The 22,005-nt window shown below is 69.9% G+C and carries 24 protein-coding genes; 14 read left to right on the forward strand and 10 right to left on the reverse strand.

The window, feature by feature from the left end:
- Positions 1 to 12 precede the first annotated feature (12 nt).
- Together grxD and VZL07_RS24685 are read left to right on the forward strand one after the other, a co-directional pair.
- On the forward strand, positions 13 to 333 hold the full coding sequence (grxD, locus tag VZL07_RS24680) for a Grx4 family monothiol glutaredoxin (protein ID WP_426750086.1): 321 nt from the start codon (positions 13 to 15) through the stop codon (positions 331 to 333).
- Between the two features lie 86 nt (positions 334 to 419).
- Positions 420 to 1,811: a DUF2914 domain-containing protein gene (locus VZL07_RS24685; RefSeq protein ID WP_426750087.1), complete on the forward strand. Its 1,392-nt coding sequence runs from the start codon at positions 420 to 422 to the stop codon at positions 1,809 to 1,811.
- 8 nt (positions 1,812 to 1,819) lie between these two features.
- Here VZL07_RS24685 and VZL07_RS24690 read toward each other — a convergent pair whose 3' ends face one another.
- Genes VZL07_RS24690 through VZL07_RS24705 form a run of 4 tightly spaced genes read right to left on the reverse strand, consistent with a single transcriptional unit; the run spans position 1,820 to position 4,913 of the window.
- Positions 1,820 to 3,379 carry an aminopeptidase P family protein gene (locus VZL07_RS24690; RefSeq protein ID WP_426750089.1) on the reverse strand — a complete coding sequence of 520 codons (1,560 nt, stop codon included), beginning with the start codon at positions 3,377 to 3,379 and terminating at the stop codon, positions 1,820 to 1,822.
- Between the two features lie 31 nt (positions 3,380 to 3,410).
- Positions 3,411 to 4,175: a 16S rRNA (uracil(1498)-N(3))-methyltransferase gene (locus VZL07_RS24695; RefSeq protein WP_426750090.1), complete on the reverse strand. Its 765-nt coding sequence runs from the start codon at positions 4,173 to 4,175 to the stop codon at positions 3,411 to 3,413.
- 43 nt (positions 4,176 to 4,218) lie between these two features.
- A complete protein-coding gene (locus tag VZL07_RS24700; protein WP_426750091.1) occupies positions 4,219 to 4,452 on the reverse strand; it encodes an FUSC family protein in 234 nt (77 codons plus the stop codon).
- Entirely contained in the window at positions 4,449 to 4,913 is a 465-nt protein-coding gene (locus VZL07_RS24705) for a MarR family transcriptional regulator (RefSeq protein ID WP_426750092.1), read from the reverse strand. The genes VZL07_RS24700 and VZL07_RS24705 overlap by 4 nt, the downstream gene beginning before the upstream one ends.
- 90 nt (positions 4,914 to 5,003) lie before the next feature.
- On the opposite strand from VZL07_RS24705, the gene VZL07_RS24710 reads away from it, so the two are divergent.
- Positions 5,004 to 6,242, forward strand: a complete 1,239-nt coding sequence (locus tag VZL07_RS24710; protein ID WP_426750093.1) for a tRNA-uridine aminocarboxypropyltransferase — start codon at positions 5,004 to 5,006, stop codon at positions 6,240 to 6,242.
- Between the two features lie 61 nt (positions 6,243 to 6,303).
- Here the strand turns inward: VZL07_RS24710 and VZL07_RS24715 are convergent, their stop codons facing one another.
- Together VZL07_RS24715 and VZL07_RS24720 are read right to left on the reverse strand one after the other, a co-directional pair.
- The gene (locus VZL07_RS24715) at positions 6,304 to 7,983 is read right to left on the reverse strand and encodes a FecR domain-containing protein (protein WP_426750094.1); all 1,680 of its coding nucleotides are present in this window, start codon (positions 7,981 to 7,983) and stop codon (positions 6,304 to 6,306) included.
- A complete protein-coding gene (locus VZL07_RS24720) occupies positions 7,970 to 8,638 on the reverse strand; it encodes an RNA polymerase sigma factor (RefSeq protein ID WP_426757373.1) in 669 nt (222 codons plus the stop codon). Before VZL07_RS24720 ends, VZL07_RS24715 begins: the two co-directional genes overlap by 14 nt.
- A 239-nt stretch (positions 8,639 to 8,877) precedes the next feature.
- On the opposite strand from VZL07_RS24720, the gene VZL07_RS24725 reads away from it, so the two are divergent.
- Positions 8,878 to 10,026 carry a Dickkopf N-terminal cysteine-rich domain-containing protein gene (locus VZL07_RS24725; protein ID WP_426750095.1) on the forward strand — a complete coding sequence of 383 codons (1,149 nt, stop codon included), beginning with the start codon at positions 8,878 to 8,880 and terminating at the stop codon, positions 10,024 to 10,026.
- A gap of 18 nt (positions 10,027 to 10,044) precedes the next feature.
- On the opposite strand, the gene VZL07_RS24730 is transcribed toward VZL07_RS24725, so the two are convergent.
- Positions 10,045 to 11,031 (reverse strand): class I SAM-dependent methyltransferase, encoded by a 987-nt coding sequence (locus tag VZL07_RS24730; RefSeq protein ID WP_426750096.1) that lies wholly within the window; start codon positions 11,029 to 11,031, stop codon positions 10,045 to 10,047.
- On the opposite strand from VZL07_RS24730, the gene VZL07_RS24735 reads away from it, so the two are divergent.
- The 7 genes from VZL07_RS24735 (at position 11,030) to VZL07_RS24765 (ending at position 16,394) form a co-directional block, all read left to right on the forward strand.
- Positions 11,030 to 11,716, forward strand: coding sequence for a UdgX family uracil-DNA binding protein (locus tag VZL07_RS24735; protein ID WP_426750097.1), 687 nt, complete (start codon positions 11,030 to 11,032; stop codon positions 11,714 to 11,716). The genes VZL07_RS24730 and VZL07_RS24735 overlap by 2 nt on opposite strands.
- Before the next feature lie 52 nt (positions 11,717 to 11,768).
- Entirely contained in the window at positions 11,769 to 12,530 is a 762-nt protein-coding gene (locus VZL07_RS24740; protein ID WP_426750098.1) for a crotonase/enoyl-CoA hydratase family protein, read from the forward strand.
- A 47-nt stretch (positions 12,531 to 12,577) separates the two neighbouring features.
- Complete coding sequence (locus VZL07_RS24745) at positions 12,578 to 13,723, forward strand: cystathionine gamma-synthase (protein WP_426750099.1); 1,146 nt, start codon at positions 12,578 to 12,580, stop codon at positions 13,721 to 13,723.
- Positions 13,724 to 13,877: 154 nt separating this feature from the next.
- A complete protein-coding gene (locus tag VZL07_RS24750) occupies positions 13,878 to 14,300 on the forward strand; it encodes a hypothetical protein (protein WP_426750100.1) in 423 nt (140 codons plus the stop codon).
- Positions 14,301 to 14,407: 107 nt separating this feature from the next.
- Entirely contained in the window at positions 14,408 to 15,397 is a 990-nt protein-coding gene (locus tag VZL07_RS24755; RefSeq protein ID WP_426750101.1) for a hypothetical protein, read from the forward strand.
- 3 nt (positions 15,398 to 15,400) lie between these two features.
- A complete protein-coding gene (locus VZL07_RS24760) occupies positions 15,401 to 15,940 on the forward strand; it encodes a hypothetical protein (protein ID WP_426750102.1) in 540 nt (179 codons plus the stop codon).
- A gap of 10 nt (positions 15,941 to 15,950) precedes the next feature.
- Positions 15,951 to 16,394, forward strand: a complete 444-nt coding sequence (locus VZL07_RS24765; RefSeq protein WP_426750103.1) for a MaoC family dehydratase — start codon at positions 15,951 to 15,953, stop codon at positions 16,392 to 16,394.
- Positions 16,395 to 16,487: 93 nt separating this feature from the next.
- Here the strand turns inward: VZL07_RS24765 and VZL07_RS24770 are convergent, their stop codons facing one another.
- Entirely contained in the window at positions 16,488 to 17,855 is a 1,368-nt protein-coding gene (locus VZL07_RS24770) for a cystathionine beta-synthase (RefSeq protein ID WP_426750104.1), read from the reverse strand.
- Between the two features lie 290 nt (positions 17,856 to 18,145).
- Between VZL07_RS24770 and VZL07_RS24775 the strand changes: the two genes are divergently transcribed.
- Positions 18,146 to 19,186 carry an aminoglycoside phosphotransferase family protein gene (locus VZL07_RS24775; RefSeq protein ID WP_426750105.1) on the forward strand — a complete coding sequence of 347 codons (1,041 nt, stop codon included), beginning with the start codon at positions 18,146 to 18,148 and terminating at the stop codon, positions 19,184 to 19,186.
- A gap of 1 nt (position 19,187) precedes the next feature.
- On the forward strand, positions 19,188 to 20,216 hold the full coding sequence (locus VZL07_RS24780) for a nucleotidyltransferase family protein (protein WP_426750106.1): 1,029 nt from the start codon (positions 19,188 to 19,190) through the stop codon (positions 20,214 to 20,216).
- A 10-nt stretch (positions 20,217 to 20,226) separates the two neighbouring features.
- Here VZL07_RS24780 and VZL07_RS24785 read toward each other — a convergent pair whose 3' ends face one another.
- The gene (locus tag VZL07_RS24785) at positions 20,227 to 20,991 is read right to left on the reverse strand and encodes a Stp1/IreP family PP2C-type Ser/Thr phosphatase (RefSeq protein ID WP_426750107.1); all 765 of its coding nucleotides are present in this window, start codon (positions 20,989 to 20,991) and stop codon (positions 20,227 to 20,229) included.
- 117 nt (positions 20,992 to 21,108) lie between these two features.
- Positions 21,109 to 21,465, reverse strand: coding sequence for a DUF192 domain-containing protein (locus VZL07_RS24790; RefSeq protein ID WP_426750108.1), 357 nt, complete (start codon positions 21,463 to 21,465; stop codon positions 21,109 to 21,111).
- Positions 21,466 to 21,482: 17 nt separating this feature from the next.
- Here VZL07_RS24790 and VZL07_RS24795 point away from each other — a divergent pair, with 17 nt between their 5' ends.
- Positions 21,483 to 21,986: a tRNA (cytidine(34)-2'-O)-methyltransferase gene (locus VZL07_RS24795; RefSeq protein ID WP_426750109.1), complete on the forward strand. Its 504-nt coding sequence runs from the start codon at positions 21,483 to 21,485 to the stop codon at positions 21,984 to 21,986.
- The last annotated feature ends 19 nt before the right edge of the window (positions 21,987 to 22,005 follow it).

Here is a 22,005-nt window from a genome sequence, read left to right on the forward strand (position 1 = left end):
GGAGCGGTACCCATGACGCCTGAACTCAAGGCCCGGCTGGAGCAGGAGACGAAGTCGCACAAGATTGTCCTCTTCATGAAGGGCAACGCCCTGTTCCCCCAGTGCGGCTTCTCCGCGCGAGCCCTGCAGCTGCTGCAGCCCTTCGGGGACATCCACACGGTGGACGTGCTCGCCGACCCGGAGATTCGCCAGGGCATCAAGGACTTCACCAACTGGCCCACGATTCCGCAGGTCTTCATCAACGGGCAGTTCATCGGCGGCTCCGACATCCTCATGGAGCTGGCCGAGCGCGGTGAGCTGGCCGACCTGGTCGCGGGCAAGAGCCCGGCCTAGCGGACGCCCCTCGGGGCCTGTCGGGCGAGGGGAGACCACCTCCCCTCGCTGCGGCTAGGATGGGCGGCCGCTGCCCCGAGGAACCCGTGGTCACCGCCAACCGTCACAACGCCCCCCAGACTCCGGACGAAGCCGCCGACGCGCCCGCCGTCCCCGCCGTCGAAGCGAACGTCCCCGTCCCTGAAACCAACGCCGCCGTCGCCCTGACGGACACCGTGCTGCCGGCCCAGGCGCCAGGCGTGGCGGTGGACCCGGACGACCTGGTGGAAACGGCGAAGACGCCCACGCTCCTGGACAAGGTGCAGCAGTTCCGCGCCCGCCACGAGAAGTGGGAGATGGCGCTCTTCTTCTTCGGCGGCTTCCTCTACGACGTCCTCACGCTCAGCCGCATCGACGACACCCTGACGCTGGGCCAGAACTTCGGGTACCTGCTGGGGCTCACGGGGCTCTTGCTGCTGGAGCAGCGCTACCCGGACGGCGTGGAGCCTCCGAAGTTCCTCCAGAAGGTGTGGCGCTGGCGCGAGGACGCCATCCACTTCCTCTTCGGAAGCCTGCTCAGCGCGTTCATGCTGCTGCTCTTCAGGAGCTCGTCGGGCGCGCTGCCCTACCTGTTCGTGGTGGGGCTCTTCGTCCTGCTGGCGGCCAACGAGCTGCCCGTGTTCCGCAAGCTGGGCCCCGTCATGCGCATGGTGCTGCTCAGCCTGTGCGTGACGATGTACTTCGTGTGCCTGCTCCCGGTGGTGCTCGGGCGCATGGGCTTCTGGGTCTTCCTGCTGGCCGTCGCGCTGGGCTCGGGGAGCATCTTCGGGGTGATGCGCCTCATCAAACGCTGGCGGCCGGACAACCGCTACCTGCTGCGCAACGTGGCTATCCCCGGCTTTGGTGTACAGGCGGCGCTGCTGGGCCTGTACCTGGTGGGCGTGATTCCGCCGCTGCCGGTGGCGGTGCAGTTCGCGGGCATCTACCACCAGGTGGAGCGGGTGAGCCCGGGCGTCTACCACCTGTCCTCGGTGGACTCCGGGGCCTGGTACAAGCCCTGGACGTGGGGCGACCCGGACTTCCTGATGCAGCCGGGGGACAAGCCCTACTACTTCTTCCGCATCTTCGCGCCGAAGCACTTCCAGTCGTACAAGGTCCGCGTGCGCTGGTACTTCGACGACCCGCAGAAGGGGTGGACGACGTACGGCAACGGCTTCATGGCCACCGTCAGCAGCAACGGCACGGACGGCGGCTACCGCTACTACGCGACGACGTCCCACCTGAAGCCGGGCAACTGGCGCGTGGTGCTGGAGACGGAGGACGGGCACGAAATCCACCGGCTGAACTTCACCGCCGGGCCGGATACGAATTCGGGGCCGCGCACGTTCGACGTGTCGGTGTCCACGCTCAAGGACGTGAAGCCGCTGTCGCTGGCCGACTGGCAGGAGCGGACGGCGGCGAGCGCGAAGCCCGTCCCCGCCCCTGAGAAGCCGAAGTAGCCCGCGGCCTACTTCTTGTTCTTCTTCTTGGCCTTCTTGCCGGTCTTGCCCTCCGCCCAGAGGGACTTCATCCACGCCTCCACGTCCCTGGTGGCGCGGGGGATGTTGGCGGAGAGGACCTTGCAGCCGCGCGCGGTGACGACGACGTCATCCTCGATGCGCACGCCGATGCCGCGGTAGCGCTTGGGCACGGTGAGGTCGTCCGTCTGGAAGTACAGGCCGGGCTCCACCGTCAGCACCATGCCCGGCTGGAGCTTCCCGTACTTGTAGGCCTCCTGCCGCGCCTGGGCGCAGTCGTGCACGTCCAGGCCCAGCATGTGGCTGACGTTGTGGAGCGAGTAGCGCTTGTAGAACTGGTGCTCGTCCTTGAGCGCCTCGGCCGCGTCCTCGAGGATGCCCAGCGACTCCAGGCCCTCGGCGAGCACGCGCATGGCCGCGCGGTTGGGCTCCATGAAGTCGTTGCCCGGCTTCACCGCGGCGAAGGCCGCGTCCTGCGCCGCCAGCACCAGTTCGTAGATTTCGCGCTGCTCCTTGGAGAACTTCCCGCTGATGGGCAGCGTGCGCGTGATGTCCGCGGTGTAGAGCGTCTGGCCCTCCACGCCCGCGTCCAGCAGGAGCAGGTCGCCGGGCACGAGCGGCCCGTCATTGTGGTGCCAGTGCAGGATGCAGGCATGGGCACCGGAGGCGGCGATGGTGCGGTAGCCCACGTCGTTGCCCTCCACGCGAGCGCGGAGGTTGAAGATGCCCTCCACGTAGCGCTCCGTCTTCGCCGTCTTCAGGCCGCGGATGACGTCCTCGAAGCCGCGATGCGTGGAGTCGATGGACGTCTGCAGCTCGCGCAGCTCCTGCGCGTCCTTGAGCAGCCGCATCTCCGACAGGGCCTGGGCCAGCCCCTTGTCCTTGTCCTTCTCGCTGGGCTCCGGCACGGCCCCGTCCACCTTGGGCGACAGGCCGCGCAGCACGCGCGTGGGCTGGCTCGTCGCGCCGCGGAGGCTGGAGAGGAAGTCGGGAAGCTCGTTGAGGCCCCGGGCCTGGTCCACGCCGTAGCGGGCCTGGCTCTCCTTCACGCCCAGGCGCGGGCCTTCCCACAGCTCGCCCTTCACGCGGTCGGTGAAGAACGTCGCGTCGGTGCGGCCCGGGTTGGGCTCCACGAAGAGCACGTCGGTGTGGCCGCCCTTCTCCTTGGGCTGGAGGACGAGCACGCAGTCTGGCTCCAGGTTGCCGGTGAGGTAGTAGAAGTCGCTGCCCGGCCGGAAGCGGAAGTTGGTGTCGTTGGCGCGCACCTTCTCATGCCCGGTGGGGATGACGAGCGTCTCACCAGGGAACAGCTTGGAGAGCGCGCGGCGGCGGGCCTTGAAGGACTCCGCGTTCTTGATTCTGGGCGGGAGCTTTTTCGAGCGCGGCTTCCAGTCCTTCATCATGAAGTCGAGCAGGGCCGGTGGCGGCGCCGTGTCGTGCGATGCGGGCTTCGCCGGCACGGCCTCGGGGGCCTGTGGCTCGGACGTGACGAGGGGCTGTTGCTCGCCCGGGTCGGGCTGCGCTGCGGCGGAAGAGCGGGTCGTGGCCATGGACAACTCTTCACCCGCGCCCGGCGGCACTTCAAGCGCGAGTTGGCTCGAAGTGTGCCGCGATGTCTTCCCGAAGAAGCGCCACCTGCCCCAGGAGCACCGGCACGGCCGTCTCCACCCGGAGTATGCGGGGCCCCAACGAAAAAGGATGGAACCCGTGGGCTTCCAGGAGGTCGGCTTCGAAGGGCACCCAGCCGCCGTCAGGGCCGATGGCCAGCACGACGCGCCGTGCCGAACCCACGCCCAGCGCGCGGAGGGGTTGCTTCGCGGGCGGGTGGGGGAGCAGGCGGAGCGCCTCGGCGCCGAACAGGGCGTCGAGCTCGTCCTCGACGAAGGGGCGGAAGCGCTCGCGCACCAGGACCTCCGGAAGCCGGGTGTCCCGGGCCTGCTCCAGGCCCTGGATGAGCAGCTCGTGGACGAAGGCGGGGTCCAGCACCTTGGAGTCGAAGTAGCTCTTCTCCACGCGCGCCGCGTTGACCAGGACGATTCGGTCCACGCCCAGCGAGGCCACCGCGGGCAGCACCTTCTTCAGCGCCTTGGGACGGGGAATGGCGAGCAGCAGGTCCACGCCCGCGCGGGGCGGTGGGGGCTCGGTCAGGGTGACGCGCACGTGCAGGACGCCGGCGCTGTTCTCCAGGACCTCGCCCGTCCCGGTGAGGCCGCCCAGGCGCCCCACGCGAAGGGACTCACCGGGCTCGGCGCGCAGCACCTCCCGCGCGTGCTGGGCCCGCCGTCCGGTGAGCCGCGCGGTGCCATCCGGCAGGAAGTCCTCGTCGAGCAGGAGCAGCAGATTCACTGCGCCTCTGTACTCCGTCGCCCGGCGAGGTGGGAGAACATCGTCACGGGGAGGGCAGGGCCTTGTCGAACGCGACGACGAAGCGCGGCGGATGCGGGGCGAGGACCCAGACCGTCATGGCGGCCCAGTGGGGGCTGGGAAGGCCCATCGCGAAGGCGGCGAGGAAGGCCGCGAGCGCGGTCGCCGTCGTCCGCAGGCTGAACAGGCGCGCGGGCCGGGGCGGGGTGAGGAGGAAGCCCCACTTCGCCTTCCACGTCGGCGCGTGCGGCTCGCTCATGGGTTGTTCCGGCTCTGTCGCGCGCTGACGGCCTGCATCCCCTGATCGAGCTGCTCGAAGATGCGCCCACACTGTTCGAGCTGGGCGTCTCGGAGCCCACCGAGAAACTCGCTCTCCAGCTCGGAGAGGACCCCGCGCACGCGCTGCGACAGCTCCCTGCCTGCCTTCGTCAGCCGGATGCGCTTGGCGCGGCGGTCTTCCGCATCGTCATCGCGTTCGATGAGGCCTTGTTCTTCCAGGGCATCGAGCAGCCGCACCAACGCGGGGCCGCCAATCCCCAGGCCGCTGGCGAGGTCCTTCTGCCGCACGCCGTCGCCCAGATGGCTGAGATGCACCAGGGGCCGCCAGGTGGCATCGGACAGCTGGTACGCCTCGAGCTCGGCGTCGACCAGCTGCCGCCACCGACGCGCCAGCAGGAGGAGCTGGTAGCCGAAGTTGGAGCGAGTCAGGGGTGGGCTCATCGGAAAGATTGTATTGATATAGTTCGCATGTGAATCAATTTGTCGAGGTTGCTCGCCCGCTGATTCGGAAGGCGGGAGGCAGGGCGGTCCATGGGTGGTGCTTGCCCGGCCCCAGGGTGTGCCGTAAAGGCGGGAGCCGTGCGTAACCTCTGTCTGCGTTGCCGCCGTCCCGAGAGCGCGTGCTATTGCGCGCAACTGCCGCCCCAGCTGGAGACCCGCACGCGCGTCGTGTTCCTCCAGCATCCACGCGAGCGGCGCGTGGCCATTGGCACCGCGCGCATGGCCCACCTGGCGCTGTCCAACTCCGAGCTGCATGAAGGCGTGGACTTCACCGGCCACAAGCGCCTGGAGGAGCTGGCGGCCCACCCGGAGTCGGTGGCCGTGCTGTTCCCGGGCGAGGACGCCATCTCGGTGGAGGAGGCGCGCCGCAACCCACCCAGGACGCTCATCGTGGTGGACGGTACCTGGCCGCAGGCGAAGAAGGTCGTCTCGCGCAACCCGGTGCTGGCCGGGCTGCCGCGCATCGGCTTCGTGCCTCGCCGGCCGAGCAACTACCGCATCCGCTCCGAGCCCGCGGACCACTGCGTGTCCACCATCGAGGCGGTGGTGGAGATGCTGGGCATCCTGGAAGGTGACCCGGCGCGGTTCGACACCATGCTGCGCGCCTTCGAGTACATGGTGGACACGCAGCTGGCGCGGCAGGCGACGCGCACGACGCCCAACCGGCGCCGCATCTACTTCGGTCCCTGGCGCCCGCCGCTGGAGCTGCGCACGCTGGCCGAGCGCTTCGAGAAGCTGGTTGTCTTCTACGGCGAGGCCAACGCGCACCCCGCGGGCGGCGAGGAAATCCCCACCGAGCTGGTGCACGCGGTGGCGTGCCGGCCGTCCACGGGGGAGCGCTTCGAGGCCATCATCGCGCCGGAGCAGCCGCTGGCCTACAGCACGCCGCTGCACGTGGAGCTGTCCGAGGCCGTCCTTCGCGCGGGCGAGCCCCGGGCGGAGGCGATGAAGCGCTTCGAGGCCTTCCTGCGCCCGGATGACGAGCTGGCGGTGTGGACGACCTTCGCCCTGGACCTGCTGTGGGCTGGCGGCATCACCCGGCGCCCCGCGAGCAGCGTGCGGCTGGCCACCGCGCGCGCGCTCAAGGGCAAGGCGGGCGGGGTGGAGCAGGCGATGCAGCTACTGAAAGGGCCGGAGGTGCCGCAGTGGGCCCCTGGCCGCGCGGGCCGGCGCATCCGCGCGCTGGAGTCCGTGGTTCGCGAGCTGGTGGCGCGAGGCAACGCCACGGAGCCGCCGCAGAAGCTGCCGCGCACGGGCACCGAAGGCTGAGCCCTTCCGTGCGCGCGGTGGACGCGTGTCGGGACAGGGACGGTGACACCCGGCGGCACCCTCAGGGGAGCAGCCCGGTGCGGGCCTCCTTGGCGTAGCGCCCGCGCGGGAACTCCTGGAGGTACTGGCGGTACTCGTCCCGGGCCCGGTGGGACTCGAGCTTCTCCTCGAAGCAGCGGGCGCGCAGGTAGCGTGCCTGCTCTCGATGCGAGGCGCGGGGGCTGCGCTGGGCAATCTCCTCCAGCCCCACGAGGAAGCTCTCGCACTTGCGCGAGTTCACCTGGAGCCGCGCGTATCCCAGGAAGCGCTCGTCCGCGTTCCTGGAGACCAGGGCCATGGGAATCAGGGGCTCGCGCTTCTTCGATGCCTGCTTCGTCGCCACGGCCTCTGACCGAGGCTCCGGCGGCGCCTCGGGCGCGGGAGACGCGGGAGGATTCACCGAAGGCACGGGGTAGGGGGCGAACTCCTGGGCCGGGTCGACCGGGGGCGGGGACGCGGTGGCCGTGCTGCCCGCGGCGCTGGCTGGGGCCAGGGCATGGGCGGGCGGCGGCGCTGGCGGGGCCGCGGGGGCATCGTTGGGAAGTGTGTGGGGACCGGGCGTCACGGCCGCGACCGCTCCTGGCGTGGTCGGCGGCGTCACCACGACGGGCTCCTTCGCCTTCTGACTGGAGGCGGGACGGGACACGCCGGGCCGTGGTGGGCGCGCGGGCGCCGGGACGGCGGAGGCCTTGAGCTCCTCGAAGGCGCGCAGGTCTGGGTTGGACACCTTCCGCTGGCTCAGGGTGTGATTCTTCGTGTGGAGCTCCACACGCTCGCCCGGGCCGACCAGGCGGGCCGGTTGGCCTTCCGCTTCGACGCGGACCTGGCCCTCCGCCACCGCCACCGCCGCGCCGTCCGTCGTGCGCTCGACGGTGAAGAGGGTGCCCACCACGGACACGCGCAGGCCCGCGACTTCGACCAGGAAGCCGTGCCGCTCGGCGTGCGAAGCCTCCACGGCCACGCGCCCCTCCTTCAAGGTGAGGTGCACGTCGCGCGACTCCGCTCGGGAGAGCTCGACCTCCGAGCCCGCGGACAGGCGCACACGGCTCGCATCCGGCAGGCGCAGCAGCGCACTGGCGCGTGCGGGGGTGCGCACGGCCGTGCCCGACTCCAGCCGCATGCCGGGCTTCAGCGCACGCTCCTGGCCGCCGGTCTCTCGCAGCACGGCGCCCGAGGTGGCAACGCGCTCCGCCTCGACGATGGTGACGCGGTCCAGCGATGCGTCCTGGGGAGAGGTAGGCGTGTCGCTGGTGCCCATCGCGCTGGAAGTGGCGACGCTCCCGGGGCGGGGGGCATCGCTGGGCGGAGCGGTCTGGCCCGAAGCCCCAGCGCCCTGAACGGGCCGCTCCGTCACCAGCACCCCGCCTCCATCCGAGGAGGTCGGGCTCCGTACCAGCCACAGCGCCAGCATCACCGCGCAGGCGCCTGCGAGGGCCACGGCCCACGGCCAGCGGGGGCTGGGCCGCGCACCCTCGAGTCTCCGCGCCGCCGCCGCGCGCAGCGACTCGCTCATCGCCTCGGTACGCGGGACAGGCGTCACGCCGCGTGCTTCGTGCAGGACGGCGCGGGACTGCCTGACCTGCTCCAGCGCCTGGGCACACGCCGCACACGACGCGACATGCGCCTCCACGCGGCTCCGTTCCTTCGCGTCCAGCTCCCCGGCCGCCAGTGCCCACAGGGCGAGGTGCTCATGGCGCGCCATGGGGACCTCCGGGACGGCTGGCGCCGAGCAGTCGCTGCATGGCCTCGTTGAACTCCAGCCGCGCATGGTGCAGGCGGCTGCGGACGGTGTTGGGCGAGCTTCCCACGGCCTCGGCTATCTCGTCCGGGCTCATGCCACACAGCTCGTAGTACACGAACACGATGCGCTTCTTCGGCTTCAGCCGCTCCAGCGCCAGCTCCACCAGCCGGGCCGCCTGACGCCGCGACGCGGCGCGCTCAGGGTCCTCGCCGTCGGCCTCCGTTTCGGGCAGCTCCCACACGCTGTCCTCGGGCCGGCGCCGCTTCCAGCGCAGGTGGGACAGGGCCACGTTCGAGCAGACCCGATAGAAGAAGGTCCGGAACCGGGACTCACCCCGGTAGCGCTTCACGGCCGTCAGCAGCCGGAGATAGGCCTCCTGGAGGAGGTCCTCCACGTCCACGCGGTTTCCCACCAGATGCCACAGCGTGCGGGCGGCATCCGTCCGCGTGAGCGCATAGAGCTGTTCGAAAGCGGTCGAGTCTCCATCCTGGATGCGGCGGACCAGCCCCTGGAGCCGGGGCTCATCCAACGCCGGTGCCCCGGACGCGACGGCGTCCGTCCTCGCCTCCGGGAGGCCGGTGACGTGCGTGAATGAGCGGGCTCCGCGCAGGAACACCGGCGGGTCTCCCTCGTCGGGTGGCGGCCACGGTCCGACCCGGCTCGATGCCGGCCCGGAGGCCAGATGGATGGTCCAGGCCACTACATACCTCCATGGCCATGGGTCTCCGGAAAGACGAAAGCCGATCAAATAAATTTTTTGATCATCCGTCTGCGCTACGGAGTCCATCGCTGCTGAAGCCGGACAACCCCTCCGGTGGCCGGACCGGTCCCCCAGAATTGTTGGAGTCCCCACTCATGCGGAACACGCCCAGACGTGGCCTGATGTGGCTGTCGCTGCTCGCCGTACTCGCCATCCTTCCCAGCTGCATCGTCCATGGTGAGGACGACTGGTACGATGACGACTATTACGACGACATCTACGACTGCTCCTCCGATTGGGATTGCGGCAGCGGCGAGAGCTGCCGGGGGGGCGTGTGTCGGGACATCCCGAGCGGCTCGGGCGAGTGTTCGAGGTCCAGCGACTGCCCCGGAGCGCAAATCTGCATCAACTCCGTCTGCTCGCAGTTCTGCGCCCGTGACTCCGACTGCGGCCCGGGCCAGCGGTGCGACGACCGCTACTGCGTCGGGAACGGGTCCGGGGACGGCGGTACGCGTCCGGACGGCGGCACGCGCCCGGATGGTGGCGCGGTGGACGGTGGCCCCGGTCCTCAGCAGTGCCGGGTGAGCTTGGACTGCGGTGGGGGGAACTACTGCATCAACAACGAGTGCGTCCGCGGCTGCTATGACGACACCTGGTGCGCCGCCACGGAGATGTGCGTGAGTGGCCTGTGCCGCCCGCGCCCGGTGGTGGACCCGAATGCCTGCACCACCGCCGCGGACTGCACCGGCGGGAAGGACTGCGTGGATGGCCAGTGCCGCGCGGCCTGCGACTCCACCACCCAGTGCCCGGAGGACTACTCCTGCCAGATTGGCTACTGCATGCCCATCCCGGACGGGGGCGAGTGCCGCGCCAACTGCGAGTGCCCCGCCGGCCAGGTCTGCTTCAATGGCCAGTGCAAGTCGCCCCAGCCGGACCCGGGCCAGACGTGCCTCGCCAACTGCGACTGCCCCTCGGGTGAGGTCTGCACCAACGGTTACTGCCGCCCGCCGGCCCCGCCGCCTCCGCCGCCGGACGCGGGCACGGGCACGGCTTGCCAGGCCAACTGCGACTGCCCCTCGGGCCAGGTCTGCTCCAACGGCCAGTGCAAGGTGCCGCCGCCTCCGCCGGAGCAGGACGCCGGGACGTCGACGCAGGTGTGCCGCGCCAACTGCGAGTGCCCGTCGGGCCAGGTCTGCACGGACGGCATCTGCAAGCCCGTCAACACGGGCAGCGGCAACAGCTGCCAGGCCAACTGCGAGTGCCCCGCCGGCGAGCGCTGCATCGACAACGTCTGCTGGCTGTAGTCCGGGCGGACGGCCGCGTCAGGGAGCCACCATGCGCCAGCAGCGGTGGATCTCCTTGCGCTGGAAGTCCTCGGGGATGGAGCGTGGGGTGATTTCCTCCACCTCCATCCCCCGCGTGGCCTTCGGCTCCAGCTGGAAGCCCAGGAAGTTGGTGGAGAAGTAGAGGACGCCGCCGGGGGCCAATAGCGCCCGGATGGCGGCAAGCAGGCGCGGGTGGTCGCGCTGCACGTTGAAGCTGCCCGACATCTTCTTCGACGTGGAGAAGGACGGCGGGTCGCACACCACCAGGTCGTACCGCTCCGGTGCATCCGCCTGGGCTTCCACCCAGGCCTTGGCGTCCGCGCGCACCAGGACGTGGCGCGCGTCGGCGAGCCCGTTGAGCTCCAGGTTGTCCTCGGCCCAGTCGAGGTACGTGTTGGACAGGTCCACCGTCATCGTGCTCGCGGCCCCTCCGGCGGCGGCGTAGACGGTGAAGGCGCCGGTGTACGCGAAGAGGTTGAGGAAGCGCTTGCCCCGGGCCTCCTGCCGCACGCGCGCGCGGGTGTTGCGGTGGTCCATGAAGAGCCCGGTGTCGAGGTAGTCGCCCAGGTTCACCCAGAACTTCAGGCCCTGCTCTTCCACCACCAGGCGTCCGCTGTCCTGGCCCACCCGGCCGTACTGCGAGCGGCCCCAGGGCTGGGGCGTGTGCGTCTTCACGAAGATGCGCTCGGGGGGCACCGCCAGCACCTGCGTCACCGCGGCCAGGACCTCCTCCCGCTGCGTGTCCGCGGCGCCGGAGGCAATCGCGCGCCGACGCGGGTACTCCACGACGTGGGCGCAGTCGCCGTAGACGTCGATGGCGAAGGGGTACTCGGGAATGTCCCGGTCATAGACGCGGAAGGCCGTCAGGCCCTGCGTGCGGGCCCACTTGCGGAAGCGCTTGTCGCCCTTGCGCAGGCGGTTGGCGAACATGCCCGAGGGGCCGGTTGCGTCGTGAGTGCCGTGAGTACCTTGTGAGTCAGCCATGCCCAAGCGTCCTTCCGTCCAGACCACCGCGGCCCCCCTCATCCCCGAGTCTCCGACGTACGACAAGCTCCGAAAGGCCGCCGCGGGCTGTCAGGCCTGCCCGCTGTGGCGCACGGGGACCCAGACTGTCTTCGGCGAGCCCGAGGGCCACCCCCGTCCCGGCCCCCGGGTGATGCTGGTGGGGGAGCAGCCGGGGGACCAGGAGGACCGGGCCGGCAGGCCCTTCGTGGGGCCCTCTGGCCGGCTGCTGGACGAGGCGCTGGAGACCGCCGGAATCGACCGCTCGCAGGTGTACGTCACCAATACGGTGAAGCACTTCAAGTGGACCGGCCAGGGGCCCCGCCGCATCCACGCGAAGCCGACCACGACGGAGATTCGCGCCTGCCTGCCGTGGCTGGAGGCGGAGATTCGCGTGTTCCGCCCGGACGTCCTCGTCTGCCTGGGGGCCACGGCGGCGCAGGCACTGCTGGGCAAGGACTTCCGGGTGACGCAGTCGCGAGGCCAGCCGGTGGCGTCGTCGTGGGCGCGCGTGGTGGTGGCGACGGTGCATCCCTCCTCCATCCTCCGGGCGCCGGACCCTCGGGCCCGGGAGGCCGCGCTGGAGGCCTTCGTCGAGGACCTGCGACAGGTGGCGCGCATCATCCACGGCCTGTCGGCGGGGGAGGGCGCCTTCGCACCCATGTGAGCGCGGCGTGGAGGATTGCGAACCACGCGCAGGAGCAGAAGACTCCGCCGCCATGAGCGTGCGCGTCGAGAAGAACGGCCCCGTCACCACCGTCATCCTGCACCGCCCCGAGGTGCGCAACGCCGTGGACGGCGCCACCGCCCAGGCGCTGGCGGACGCCTTCCGCGCCTTCGACGCGGACCCGGATGCGCGCGTCGGCGTGCTGCATGGCGACGGGGGGACGTTCTGCGCGGGCGCGGACCTGAAGGCCGTGGCGGAGGGCCGGATGCCCCGGCTGGAGCTGGACGGCGACGGCCCCATGGGCCCCTCGCGCATGCTGCTGTCCAAGCCCGTCATCGCGTCCATTGGCGGACACGCGGTGGCGGGCGGGCTGGAGCTGGCGCTGTGGTGCGACCTGCGCGTGGCCGAGGAGGACGCGGTGCTGGGCGTCTTCTGCCGGCGCTGGGGCGTGCCGCTCATCGACGGAGGCACCGTCCGGTTGCCCCGGCTCATTGGCCTGTCGCGGGCGCTGGACCTCATCCTCACCGGCAGGCCCGTCGCGGCCCAGGAGGCGCTGGCCATGGGGCTGGTCAACCGCGTGGTGCCCCGGGGGAAGGCGCGCGAGGCGGCCGAGGCGCTGGCCCGGGAGGTGGCGGCCTTTCCCCAGGCCTGCATGAACGCGGACCGGCAATCCGCCTACGTCCAGGCGGGGCTGGGCCTGGAGGAAGCGCTGCGTCAGGAGTTCGCGCGCGGCGTCAAGGTGCTGGAGTCGGAGTCCATTGCCGGCGCCACGCGCTTTGCCCAGGGGGCGGGGCGTCACGGGAAGTTCGAATAGGCAGGTCCTGATGCGCGGGCGCGAGGGTCTGTGTTAGGTCCCCCGCCATGCGCTTCGACACGCTTGCCATTCACGCCGGTCAGGAGCCGGACCCCACCACGGGCGCCATCATGACGCCCGTCTACCTGACCTCCACCTACGTCCAGGACGGCCCCGGAGAGCACAAGGGCTACGAGTACAGCCGGACGCAGAACCCCACCCGCAAGGCGCTCCAGGACTGTCTGGCGGCGCTCGAGGGCGCGAAGTACGGCGCGGCCTTCGCCTCCGGCCTGGCGGGCACGGACATGCTGATGCACATGCTGGACTCGGGCGACCACGTGGTCGTCTCGGACGATGTGTACGGCGGCACCTTCCGCATCTTCGACAAGGTGTTCCGGCGGGCCGGGCTGCACTTCTCCTTCGTGGACCTGTCCAAGCCGGAGAACTTCGAGGCGGCAATCACGCCGAAGACGAAGATGGTGTGGGTGGAGTCCCCCACCAACCCGATGCTCAAGCTCATCGACCTGGCCCGCATCGCCGAGGTCGCCAAGAAGCGGAACATCCTCTCCGTCGCCGACAACACCTTCATGACGCCGTACTTCCAGCGCCCTCTGGACCTCGGCTTCGACGTGGTGGCGCACTCCACCACCAAGTACATCAACGGGCACAGCGACGTGGTGGGCGGCTTCGTCTGCACCAGCCGCGATGACGTGGCCGAGCGGATGTACTTCCTCCAGAACGCGGTGGGCGGCGTGTCCGGCGCCTTCGACAGCTTCATGGTGCTGCGCGGCGTGAAGACGCTGCACGTGCGCATGGACCGCCACGCCTCCAACGCGATGAAGGTGGCGCAGTTCCTGGCGACCCACCCGAAGGTGAAGAAGGTCACCTACCCGGGCCTGGAGTCCCACCCGCAGCACGCGCTGGCGAAGCAGCAGATGAAGGGCTTCGGCGGCATGGTGACCTTCGACATCCAGGGCGGCCTGGAGGCGGCGCGCACCTTCCTCAAGACGGTGAAGGTGTTCGCCTGCGCCGAGTCGCTCGGGGGCGTCGAGTCGCTCATCGAGCACCCGGCCATCATGACCCACGCCTCCATCCCGAAGGAGACGCGCGAGCAGCTCGGCATCACCGACGGCTTCATCCGCCTGTCGGTGGGCATCGAGGACGCGCAGGACCTGGTGGAGGACCTGGCCCAGGCGCTCGACGCCGCGAAGTGACACGGCCGGCGCGCGTGCGCCGCTCCCGGGGCCTCCCGCGCTCGCCTTCGCGCAGCGTGTGGAGGCCCTGGCCGTTTTCCTCCAGGGTGGAGGCGGCGTGCCGATTTGCTAGGCTGAAGCCTCAGCAGTCCGTGCCCCTGGAGACCGACACCCCATGACCCGTGAAGAAGCGCAGATGCTGGCGCAGGCGTTCCTCGCCGCCAATGGAAACCCCAACAGCGTCGGCATCAACCCGCAGGGCTTCGGTGGCATCGCCCTGGGCGACGCCCAGCTCTACTTCGAGTGGCACGACAAGGAGCAGGCGCTGGAGTGCAGCGCGCTCATCCACCGGTTCCGGGACAACCCCAAGCCGGGCATCCTGGAGGGATTCCAGGCGGAGCAGAAGGCCGGCACCGATACCGGCGGCGGCACCGTGGACTTCGAGCCGGAGAACAAGTCCCTGTTCCTCAGCCGCACCTACACCACGGCCCCGCAGATCCCCATCTTCAACGACGACATGAAGCGGCTGATGAAGGCCAGCCTCGAGTGGAGCAGCACCGTCCTGAACCGGGTGGCGGACCGCGTCTTCGGGCGCTGATCCTCCGCCGCGGTGCGGCAAAGTGAGGGGCAGCGCAACTTCCGGGACTCCGGGGCGATAATCCCCACACTGTCGTCCTTTCCTTTCGAATCGCCCTGGAGCCCCCCATGAACCCCATCGGGAAGTTCATCAACAAGGTCCGTACCGGTGCCGAGAAGGCCATTGACCGCACGCAGGACGCCGTTGGCAACGCCGTCGACAACGTGAAGGACGCCGCGGCCGCCGGTGGCCGCAAGGTCGGCCAGTTCGTGGATGGCTTCGAGAACGCCGTCACCGGCACGGCCCGGGGCGTGGGCAACGTCGTCGGCGGCGCCGCCCGGGGCGTGCAGGAGTTCTTCGGCGGCGGCAACCAGCCGGACCGCGTGCACGACGGCAAGCTGGTGGGCGCGGGCGGCGAGACGTTCCCGCCGGGCACCCCGCTGTCGGACATCCCGGGCGTGACGCCGGCCAACAACCCGAACCCGGAGTCGACGGTCCTCTACGTCAACGGCATCCTGACGTCGAAGGACGCCCAGTACGACAGCCTCCAGGCCATCGCCGAGGCGACGGGCTCGCGCGTCATCGGCATCCACAACGCCACCGAGGGCATGGGCGCGGACCTGGCCCAGTGCGTGAAGGACAAGCTGGACAAGGGCACCAACCCCGCCGTGGACACCCTGGCGGATGCGCTCTACACGGAAATCAAGGCGGGCCGTGACGTGCACCTGATGGCGCACAGCCAGGGAGGCCTCATCTCCAGCCGCGCGCTGAACGACGTGTACAACCGGCTGCGCATCGAAGATGGGATGTCCAAGCAGGACGCCCAGGCGCTGATGGGGAAGATCAACGTGGAGACGTTCGGCGCCGCCGCCACCACGTACCCGGACGGCCCGAACTACGTGCACTACGTGAACCGTGGCGACCCGGTCCCGGCCATGTTCGGCCTGGGGCCCGTCCCGGACGCCTGGAACCCCATCGCGGACGGTGGCAAGGGCTCCAAGCTCCACCAGTTCAACGAGTTCCACCTCAACCCGTTCGACGGCCACAAGTTCGAGGACGTGTACCTCAAGCGCCGCGTGCCGTTCGAGCAGGCCCGCGAAGGCAACTTCAACCAGTAACCCATGGCGACCGCTCCCCGCAGTGGCCTCGCTGGCCTGCTCCGGTCCTGGATTGCAGGCCTGGGCCCCGCAGCTCCTCCCGACACGCCGCTGACGCGGGAGTCGGCGCAGCGGCTCGTCCAGGGCTTTCTCCACGAGGAGGGCACGCCGCCCAGCCCGGGCATCAATCCCCAGGGCTTCGGCGGGCTCTCCGCGGGGGGCGCATCGCTGTACTTCGAGTGGTTGGAGGACACCCAGGCGCTGAAGTGCAGCGCCCTGGTGTACCGCTTCCGCGAGCCGCCCAAGCCCGGCGTCATCGAGGGCTTCCAGGCGGAGGAGCGGGAGGGCACGGACGCGGGCGGCGGCACCGTGGACTACGAGCGGGAGAACCGGGGCCTCTACCTGGCCCGGACCTACACCCGCATGCCGCACGAGCGCACCTTCGCCAAGGAGATGCGCCGGCTGATGAAGGCCAGCGTCAAGTGGAACTCCGAGGTGTTGGACCGTGTGGCTTCGCGCGTGTTCCACCCGGAGGAGCTGGAATCCAAGGACACGTCGCGTTGAAGTAGCGCCCATGCGCTACTTCGAGGACTTCCAGCCGGGGGACGTGAGCGAGCACGGCCCCCTCGTCGTGTCGCGCGAGGACATCATCGCCTTCGCGACACGGTTCGACCCGCAGCCCTTTCACCTGAGTGACGAGGCCGCCCGAGACAGCATCTTCGGCGGGCTGGTGGCCAGCGGCTGGCACACCGCCTCCCTGTGTCATCGCCTGCTGGTGGACAGCTTCCTGAGCCAGGCCGCGAGCCTGGGCTCTCCGGGGCTGGACGAGCTGCGCTGGCTCAAGCCGGTGCGCCCCGGGGATGCGCTGCGCGTGCGCGTGGAGGTCGTCTCCACCACGCCGTCGCGCAGCAAGCCGGACCGCGGCGCCCTCAAGCTGCGCATGGAGGTGCGCAACCAGAAGGACGAGGTGGTGATGACGGAGCTGGCCAACGTGCTCTTCGGCCGGCGCCCGCAGTAGGCGCCCACCTCCTGAAGGACAGAGGGCCTCCCGCTCCCGCGACTTGCGGAACGTGGAGGCCCTCCGTGCTTCCTGGCGCGGGTGCGCCGGGGACTACGCCGCCGTGCGGTGCAGGTAGTCGATGAGGTCGATCTTGGTGACGATGCCGACCACCTTCTCGCCGTCCTTCACCACCGCCACGTTGTCCTGAGCGAAGACTTCGCGCAGGCGGGCGATGCTGGTGTCGAGCGACAGCGCGCCCTGGAGCGGCGCGACGATGTTGTCGATGGTGTCGGAGAACTTCGCCTTGCCGGCCACCAGCGCGTTGAGCAGGTCGTACTCGTGCACCATGCCCACCGTGCGGCCGTCGTCGCCCACCACCGGCATCTGGCTGATGCCGTGGCCGCGCATCGTCTCCACCACCTGGTCCACCTTGTCACCGCGGCGCGCCGTCTTCACGTCCTTGGGCTTGTCGCCCAGGATGTCGCGGACGGTGCCGGAGCCCTTCTCCTCCAGGAAGCCGTTGTCGCGCATCCACTCGTCCGAGTGGAACTTGCTGATGTAGCTGCTGCCCGAGTCCGGCAGCACGACGACAATCGTCTTGCCCTTGCCCACTTCCTTGGCCAGCTGCACCGCGACGTGCACCGCCGCGCCCGCCGAGCCGCCGGCGAAGATGCCTTCCTCGCGGGCCAGGCGGCGCGCCGCGATGAAGCACTGCCGGTCATCGACCTGGCGCACGTCGTCCACGTGGGTGAAGTCCATGGCGCCGCACAGCATGTCCTCGCCGATGCCTTCCACCTTGTAGACGTGCGGCTCGGTCAGCTTGCCCGTCTTGAAGTAGCCCTCGTAGACGGAGCCCTCCGGGTCCACGCCCACGTTCTTCAGGTCGGGAATCTTCTCCTTCAGGTACTTGCCGGCGCCGCTCATGGTGCCGCCAGTGCCCAGGCCCGCGACGAAGTAGTCGAACTTGCCCTCGGTCTGCTCGTAAATCTCCGGACCGGTGGTGTGGTAGTGCGCCTCGATGTTGTCGGGGTTGTGGTACTGGTTCAGCATGAACGCGCCCGGCGTCTCGCGGTGCAGGCGCTTGGCCGTCTCGTAGTAGCTGCGCGGGTCCTCGGCCGGCACGTTCGTCGGCGTCACCACCACCTGCGCGCCCAGCGCCTTGAGGCGGTTGATCTTCTCCAGGGACATCTTGTCCGGCATGGTGAAGATGCACTTGTAGCCCTTCACCGCCGCGGCCAGCGCCACGCCCATGCCGGTGTTGCCGGACGTGTTCTCGATGATGGTGCCGCCGGGCTTGAGCTTCCCCTCCCGCTCGGCCTTCTCGATGATGTAGAGCGCCATGCGGTCCTTGATGGACGCGCCCGGGTTCATGAACTCGCACTTCACCAGCACGGTGGCGTCGTTCGGCCCGACGAGCTTGTTGAGCTTGACCAGCGGCGTGTCGCCAATGGCGGTAAGGATGTTCTCGTGGATGTCCATCGCGGCTTCCGTAAGTAAATGAGGGTTCGCGGCGCGTCTTATATGCCGCCGCACCGGCCCGGTCGACAGCGTGTGGCCCCTCGAGCCCCCGAGAGTGATGAACCCGCCCCGGGGGGCGGGGTGTTCCGACGCACCCGGACGTGGATGAGGGAAAGTCTGGCCGCCCGTCGGGTTGGCGACAGCCCGGGGGGCGTCCGGGCATCCTCCTGGCCAGGGCTTTGACCCCGGTGGGCGCGCCTCCGATACTCGTGCGGGACTTGCATCAACCCCCTCCGGAGAACCCCGTCGATATGGAACTCGAGGCCGCCCTGCGCGACCAGGTGGGACAGGCCATTGGCCGTCCCGTTCCCAACGCCCCCGTCACGAAGCTGAAGGGCGAAGCGAGCAGCCGCTCGTACTACCGCGTTGGCGCGCCGCCCGAGAGCTGGGTGGTGATGGTGATGCCGCCCGACTCGACGAAGAAGAGCGACGAGGCCACCAAGGGGGAGCCGCCCAGGGAGCTGCCCTTCGTCAACGTGCACCGCTACCTGGAGAAGCTGGGCGTGCGCGTGCCGCGCATCTTCCGCTACGACGAGCCGGCGGGGATGATGGTGATTGAGGACCTGAGCGACATCACCTTCGAGTCCGCGCTGGAGGGCGGCAAGCACCACGAGGCGCTCTACACGCGCGCGGTGGACCTGCTGGCGCGCCTGCGCGCGGCGGCGGAGAAGCAGCAGGACCCCGACTGCCTCGCCTTCTCCCGCGCCTTCGACGAGGACCTCTACGACTGGGAGCTGCACCACTTCCGCGAGTGGGGCCTGGAGGCGTGGAGCGGCAAGAAGCCCACCGACGCCGAGCGCGCCGAGCTGGACGCCACCTTCCGGGACATCGCCCGGCAGCTGGCCGCCGCGCCCCGGGGCTTCACGCACCGGGACTACCAGAGCCGCAACATCATGGTGAAGGAGGGCGAGCTGGTCGTCATCGACTTCCAGGACGCGCTCCAGGGCCCGCGCCAGTACGACCTGGTGGCGCTCCTGCGCGACAGCTACGTGGAGCTGGACCGCGACTTCGTGGACCGGATGCTGGACCGCTACATCGCCACCTTCGAGGAGGTGAGCGGCGAGCGCATCGACGCGGCGTCGTTCAAGGCCTTCTTCGATTTGCTCACCATCCAGCGCAAGCTGAAGGATGCGGGCCGCTTCGAGTTCATCAATCGGGTGAAGGGCAACCCGGGCTTCCTGGTGTCCATCCCCGCATCGCTGCGCTACGTGCGCGAGGGCTTCGCGCGGCGGCCGGAGCTGCGCAAGCTCCAGGACCTGGTGGCGAAGTACGTGCCGGAGCTGGCGGCCTGAGATGAAGGCCATGGTCCTCTGCGCGGGCCTGGGCACGCGCCTGCGTCCGCTCACCGAGCGCTGGCCCAAGCCGGCGCTCCCGCTGCTGGGCCAGCCGCTCTTGCGCTACCACCTGTCGGTGCTGAAGGCGGCGGGCGTGACGGCGGTCGGCATCAACACGCACCACCTGCCGGACACCATGGCGGAGGTGGCCCGCGCGGAGTGTGCTCGCGCCGGGCTGCCCCTCCACGTGGTGCACGAGCCCGTCATCCAGGGCACCGGCGGCGGCATCCGCGGCCTGCGTGACTTCCTGTCGGGCGACGACTTCCTCGTGTTCAACGGGGACATCCTCTACCCGGTGGACCTGCGGCCGGTGGTGGCCGTGCACCAGGCGTCGGGGGCGCTGGCCACCATGGTGCTCCAGCCCATGCCGGCCGGGGAGAAGTACGCCGCGGTGGAGCTGGACGCGGCGGGGCGGGTGCGGCGCATCGCCGGCTTCGGCCCCGGCGGCGAGGGCCTGTCGCCGTGGCACTTCACCGGCGTGCACGTGATGTCCCCGCGCGTCTTCGACTTCATGTCGCCGGAGGGCGCGGAGGACATCAACCGCGACGTCTACGTGCGCGCCATGGAAGCCGGCGAGACGGTGCGCGGCGTCCGGGTGGACGGGTACTGGTCCGACCTGGGGACGCCTTCGCGCTACCTGGCCACCGTGCAGGACGTGCTCGCCGGGCGTGTGCGGCTGGAGTGGCTGGGCGCGGACTCCCCACTGGCGGGCACGGCGCGCGGCGCGGGCGGCACGTGGGCACACGCGACGGCGCGCGTGGACGGGACGGTGGAGGGGCCTGCGTACGTCGGGCGGGGCGCCACGGTGGCCGCGGGCGCGGCCGTGGGGCCGGGCGTGTCCCTGGGGGCGGGGGCGCAGGTGGCGCCCGGCGCGCGGCTCCAGCGGGCCGCCGTCTTCGAGGACACCGAAGTGTCCCCGGGGGAGGCCCTCTCCGAGGTGCTCGCCTGGGGAGCGCACCGGGTGGCCGCGCCGCTGAACGGGCGCTGAGCGCCGCGGCTCAGGCGGCGTGGTAGCGGGCCAGCACGCAGGTGACGTTGTCGTTGCCACCCGCGGCGTTGGCCATGTCGATGAGCTGCGAGCAGGCCTTCTCCAGCTCCGGCGTGCGCTGGAGGATTTCCTGCATCTGCGCGTCCGTCACCATGCCGCTCAGGCCGTCGGAGCAGAGCAGGAAGACGTCGTCCTCCTGCGGCTCCACGCGGGAGACGTCCACCTGGACGTTCTCCTTCATGCCCAGCGCCCGGACGATGACGTTCTTGTGGGGGAAGTTCTCGATTTCCTCCGGCGAGAGCTTCTTCGCCTTGAGGTAGTCGTTGAGCAGGGAGTGGTCCTCCGTTACCTGCTTCAGGGTGCCGCCGCGGAAGTAGTAGACGCGGCTGTCGCCCACGTGCCCCACGTAGACGGCGTTCTGGCAGAAGTGCACCGAGACGATGGTGGTGCCCATGCCCTTGAACTTCGACTCGGAGCTGGCCTTCTCGAAGATGCGCGCGTTGGCGAGCTTGATGCCGGTGGCCAGCCGGTTCTCGTCGTAGTTGCGCGTCTTGTCCATCTTGAAGGGCCAGGTGCAGTCCTGGTCCCTGGACGTGAGCTTGTAGAACTCGCCGAGCTCGTCCACCGCGATGCGGCTGGCGATTTCTCCCGACGAGTGGCCGCCCATGCCGTCCGCCACGCAGAAGAGAAACTCTTCCGGGAGCATCAGGAAGTTGTCCTCGTTGTGATTCCGCTTCATCCCAACGTGGGTGCTGCCAGCTACCTCGATGCGCATGCGCGAGAACTCTTCAGAAAGGCCGGGAAAGAGGCGGCCGAGGTTAACAAAGCGCTCGGAAATCGGTCAAAACTCGTGCATTCCGGCCAGACAGGCGGGGGCCTCCCGGGCCGGGCCTCAGGGAGCCGGCTCGAAGCTCAGCACGTCCCCCTCCTGGGTGCCGCTGGCCGCCAGTACACCTGCGGGCAGCTCCAGGACCGAGCGGGATTGGAAGTACACCGAGGTGGCCCGCCAGGGGGGCAACGCGGCCATCTGCTTGACGATGCGACCCTGGGCGTCCAGGAACAGCACGTCGATGGGGATGCGCATGAAGAACGTATGGATGGAGTTGCAGGGGGCGATATGGAGCCCCTCGCCCATGGCCAGCGAGCGGCGCCCCATGAGCCCCTTGAACCGGTGGAGGAACGAGCTCGCCCGTTCTGCCCGGTCCGCGAGCAGCCGTTGCCGCGTCTCGTTGTTCACCTTCCAGCGCATGTAGCGCCTTCTACCCCATGCTCGAGCCCCTGGCGCGTCCTCTCCACCTGGTCCTCGTTTCTCCCCAGATTCCCCCCAACACGGGCAACGTGGCCCGCTTGTGCGCCGTGACGGGCTGCCGGCTCATCCTGGTGGAGCCCCTGGGCTTCTCCATCGACGACCGGCAGCTCAAACGGGCGGGGCTGGACTACTGGGACAAGGTATTTCTCCGCCTGTATCCAACCTACGCGGCGTACGTGGCGGACTACCCGGACGCCCGCCGCTGGCTGTTCTCCGCCCGGGCGACGCAGTCCCTCTACGAGGCCCGGTTCGAGGAGGGGGACCACCTGGTGTTCGGCTCGGAGGTGTCCGGGCTGGGGCCGGAGGTGATGGAGGGGGGGACGGGGACGGCGCTCACCATCCCGATGCTGGAGGACCGGCGCAGCCTGAACCTGTCCACGTCCGTGGGGATTGGGGCCTACGAGGCCCTGCGACAGGTCCGTTTCGCCGGAGCGGGCAGGCAGGCACCCCCGGCAAGTTGAGGGGGCGCGTGGAGGGACT

Origin of the sequence: Pseudomyxococcus flavus (genome assembly GCF_050038885.1) — a bacterium.
Taxonomy (GTDB): Bacteria; Myxococcota; Myxococcia; order Myxococcales; family Myxococcaceae; genus Myxococcus; species Myxococcus flavus.

What these genes read in the sequence shown, in the direction of transcription:
- VZL07_RS24760 (WP_426750102.1), top strand. Translation starts at nt 15,401, where the DNA reads ATGGCGACCGCTCCCCGCAGTGGCCTCGCTGGCCTGCTCCGGTCCTGG.
- VZL07_RS24715 (WP_426750094.1), bottom strand. Translation starts at nt 7,983, where the DNA reads ATGGCGCGCCATGAGCACCTCGCCCTGTGGGCACTGGCGGCCGGGGAG.
- VZL07_RS24735 (WP_426750097.1), top strand. Translation starts at nt 11,030, where the DNA reads ATGCCCAAGCGTCCTTCCGTCCAGACCACCGCGGCCCCCCTCATCCCC.
- VZL07_RS24745 (WP_426750099.1), top strand. Translation starts at nt 12,578, where the DNA reads ATGCGCTTCGACACGCTTGCCATTCACGCCGGTCAGGAGCCGGACCCC.
- VZL07_RS24785 (WP_426750107.1), bottom strand. Translation starts at nt 20,991, where the DNA reads ATGCGCATCGAGGTAGCTGGCAGCACCCACGTTGGGATGAAGCGGAAT.
- VZL07_RS24765 (WP_426750103.1), top strand. Translation starts at nt 15,951, where the DNA reads ATGCGCTACTTCGAGGACTTCCAGCCGGGGGACGTGAGCGAGCACGGC.
- grxD (WP_426750086.1), top strand. Translation starts at nt 13, where the DNA reads ATGACGCCTGAACTCAAGGCCCGGCTGGAGCAGGAGACGAAGTCGCAC.
- VZL07_RS24740 (WP_426750098.1), top strand. Translation starts at nt 11,769, where the DNA reads ATGAGCGTGCGCGTCGAGAAGAACGGCCCCGTCACCACCGTCATCCTG.
- VZL07_RS24730 (WP_426750096.1), bottom strand. Translation starts at nt 11,031, where the DNA reads ATGGCTGACTCACAAGGTACTCACGGCACTCACGACGCAACCGGCCCC.
- VZL07_RS24795 (WP_426750109.1), top strand. Translation starts at nt 21,483, where the DNA reads ATGCTCGAGCCCCTGGCGCGTCCTCTCCACCTGGTCCTCGTTTCTCCC.
- VZL07_RS24790 (WP_426750108.1), bottom strand. Translation starts at nt 21,465, where the DNA reads ATGCGCTGGAAGGTGAACAACGAGACGCGGCAACGGCTGCTCGCGGAC.
- VZL07_RS24780 (WP_426750106.1), top strand. Translation starts at nt 19,188, where the DNA reads ATGAAGGCCATGGTCCTCTGCGCGGGCCTGGGCACGCGCCTGCGTCCG.
- VZL07_RS24770 (WP_426750104.1), bottom strand. Translation starts at nt 17,855, where the DNA reads ATGGACATCCACGAGAACATCCTTACCGCCATTGGCGACACGCCGCTG.
- VZL07_RS24690 (WP_426750089.1), bottom strand. Translation starts at nt 3,379, where the DNA reads ATGGCCACGACCCGCTCTTCCGCCGCAGCGCAGCCCGACCCGGGCGAG.
- VZL07_RS24710 (WP_426750093.1), top strand. Translation starts at nt 5,004, where the DNA reads ATGGGTGGTGCTTGCCCGGCCCCAGGGTGTGCCGTAAAGGCGGGAGCC.
- VZL07_RS24755 (WP_426750101.1), top strand. Translation starts at nt 14,408, where the DNA reads ATGAACCCCATCGGGAAGTTCATCAACAAGGTCCGTACCGGTGCCGAG.
- VZL07_RS24725 (WP_426750095.1), top strand. Translation starts at nt 8,878, where the DNA reads ATGCGGAACACGCCCAGACGTGGCCTGATGTGGCTGTCGCTGCTCGCC.
- VZL07_RS24705 (WP_426750092.1), bottom strand. Translation starts at nt 4,913, where the DNA reads ATGAGCCCACCCCTGACTCGCTCCAACTTCGGCTACCAGCTCCTCCTG.
- VZL07_RS24700 (WP_426750091.1), bottom strand. Translation starts at nt 4,452, where the DNA reads ATGAGCGAGCCGCACGCGCCGACGTGGAAGGCGAAGTGGGGCTTCCTC.
- VZL07_RS24775 (WP_426750105.1), top strand. Translation starts at nt 18,146, where the DNA reads ATGGAACTCGAGGCCGCCCTGCGCGACCAGGTGGGACAGGCCATTGGC.
- VZL07_RS24750 (WP_426750100.1), top strand. Translation starts at nt 13,878, where the DNA reads ATGACCCGTGAAGAAGCGCAGATGCTGGCGCAGGCGTTCCTCGCCGCC.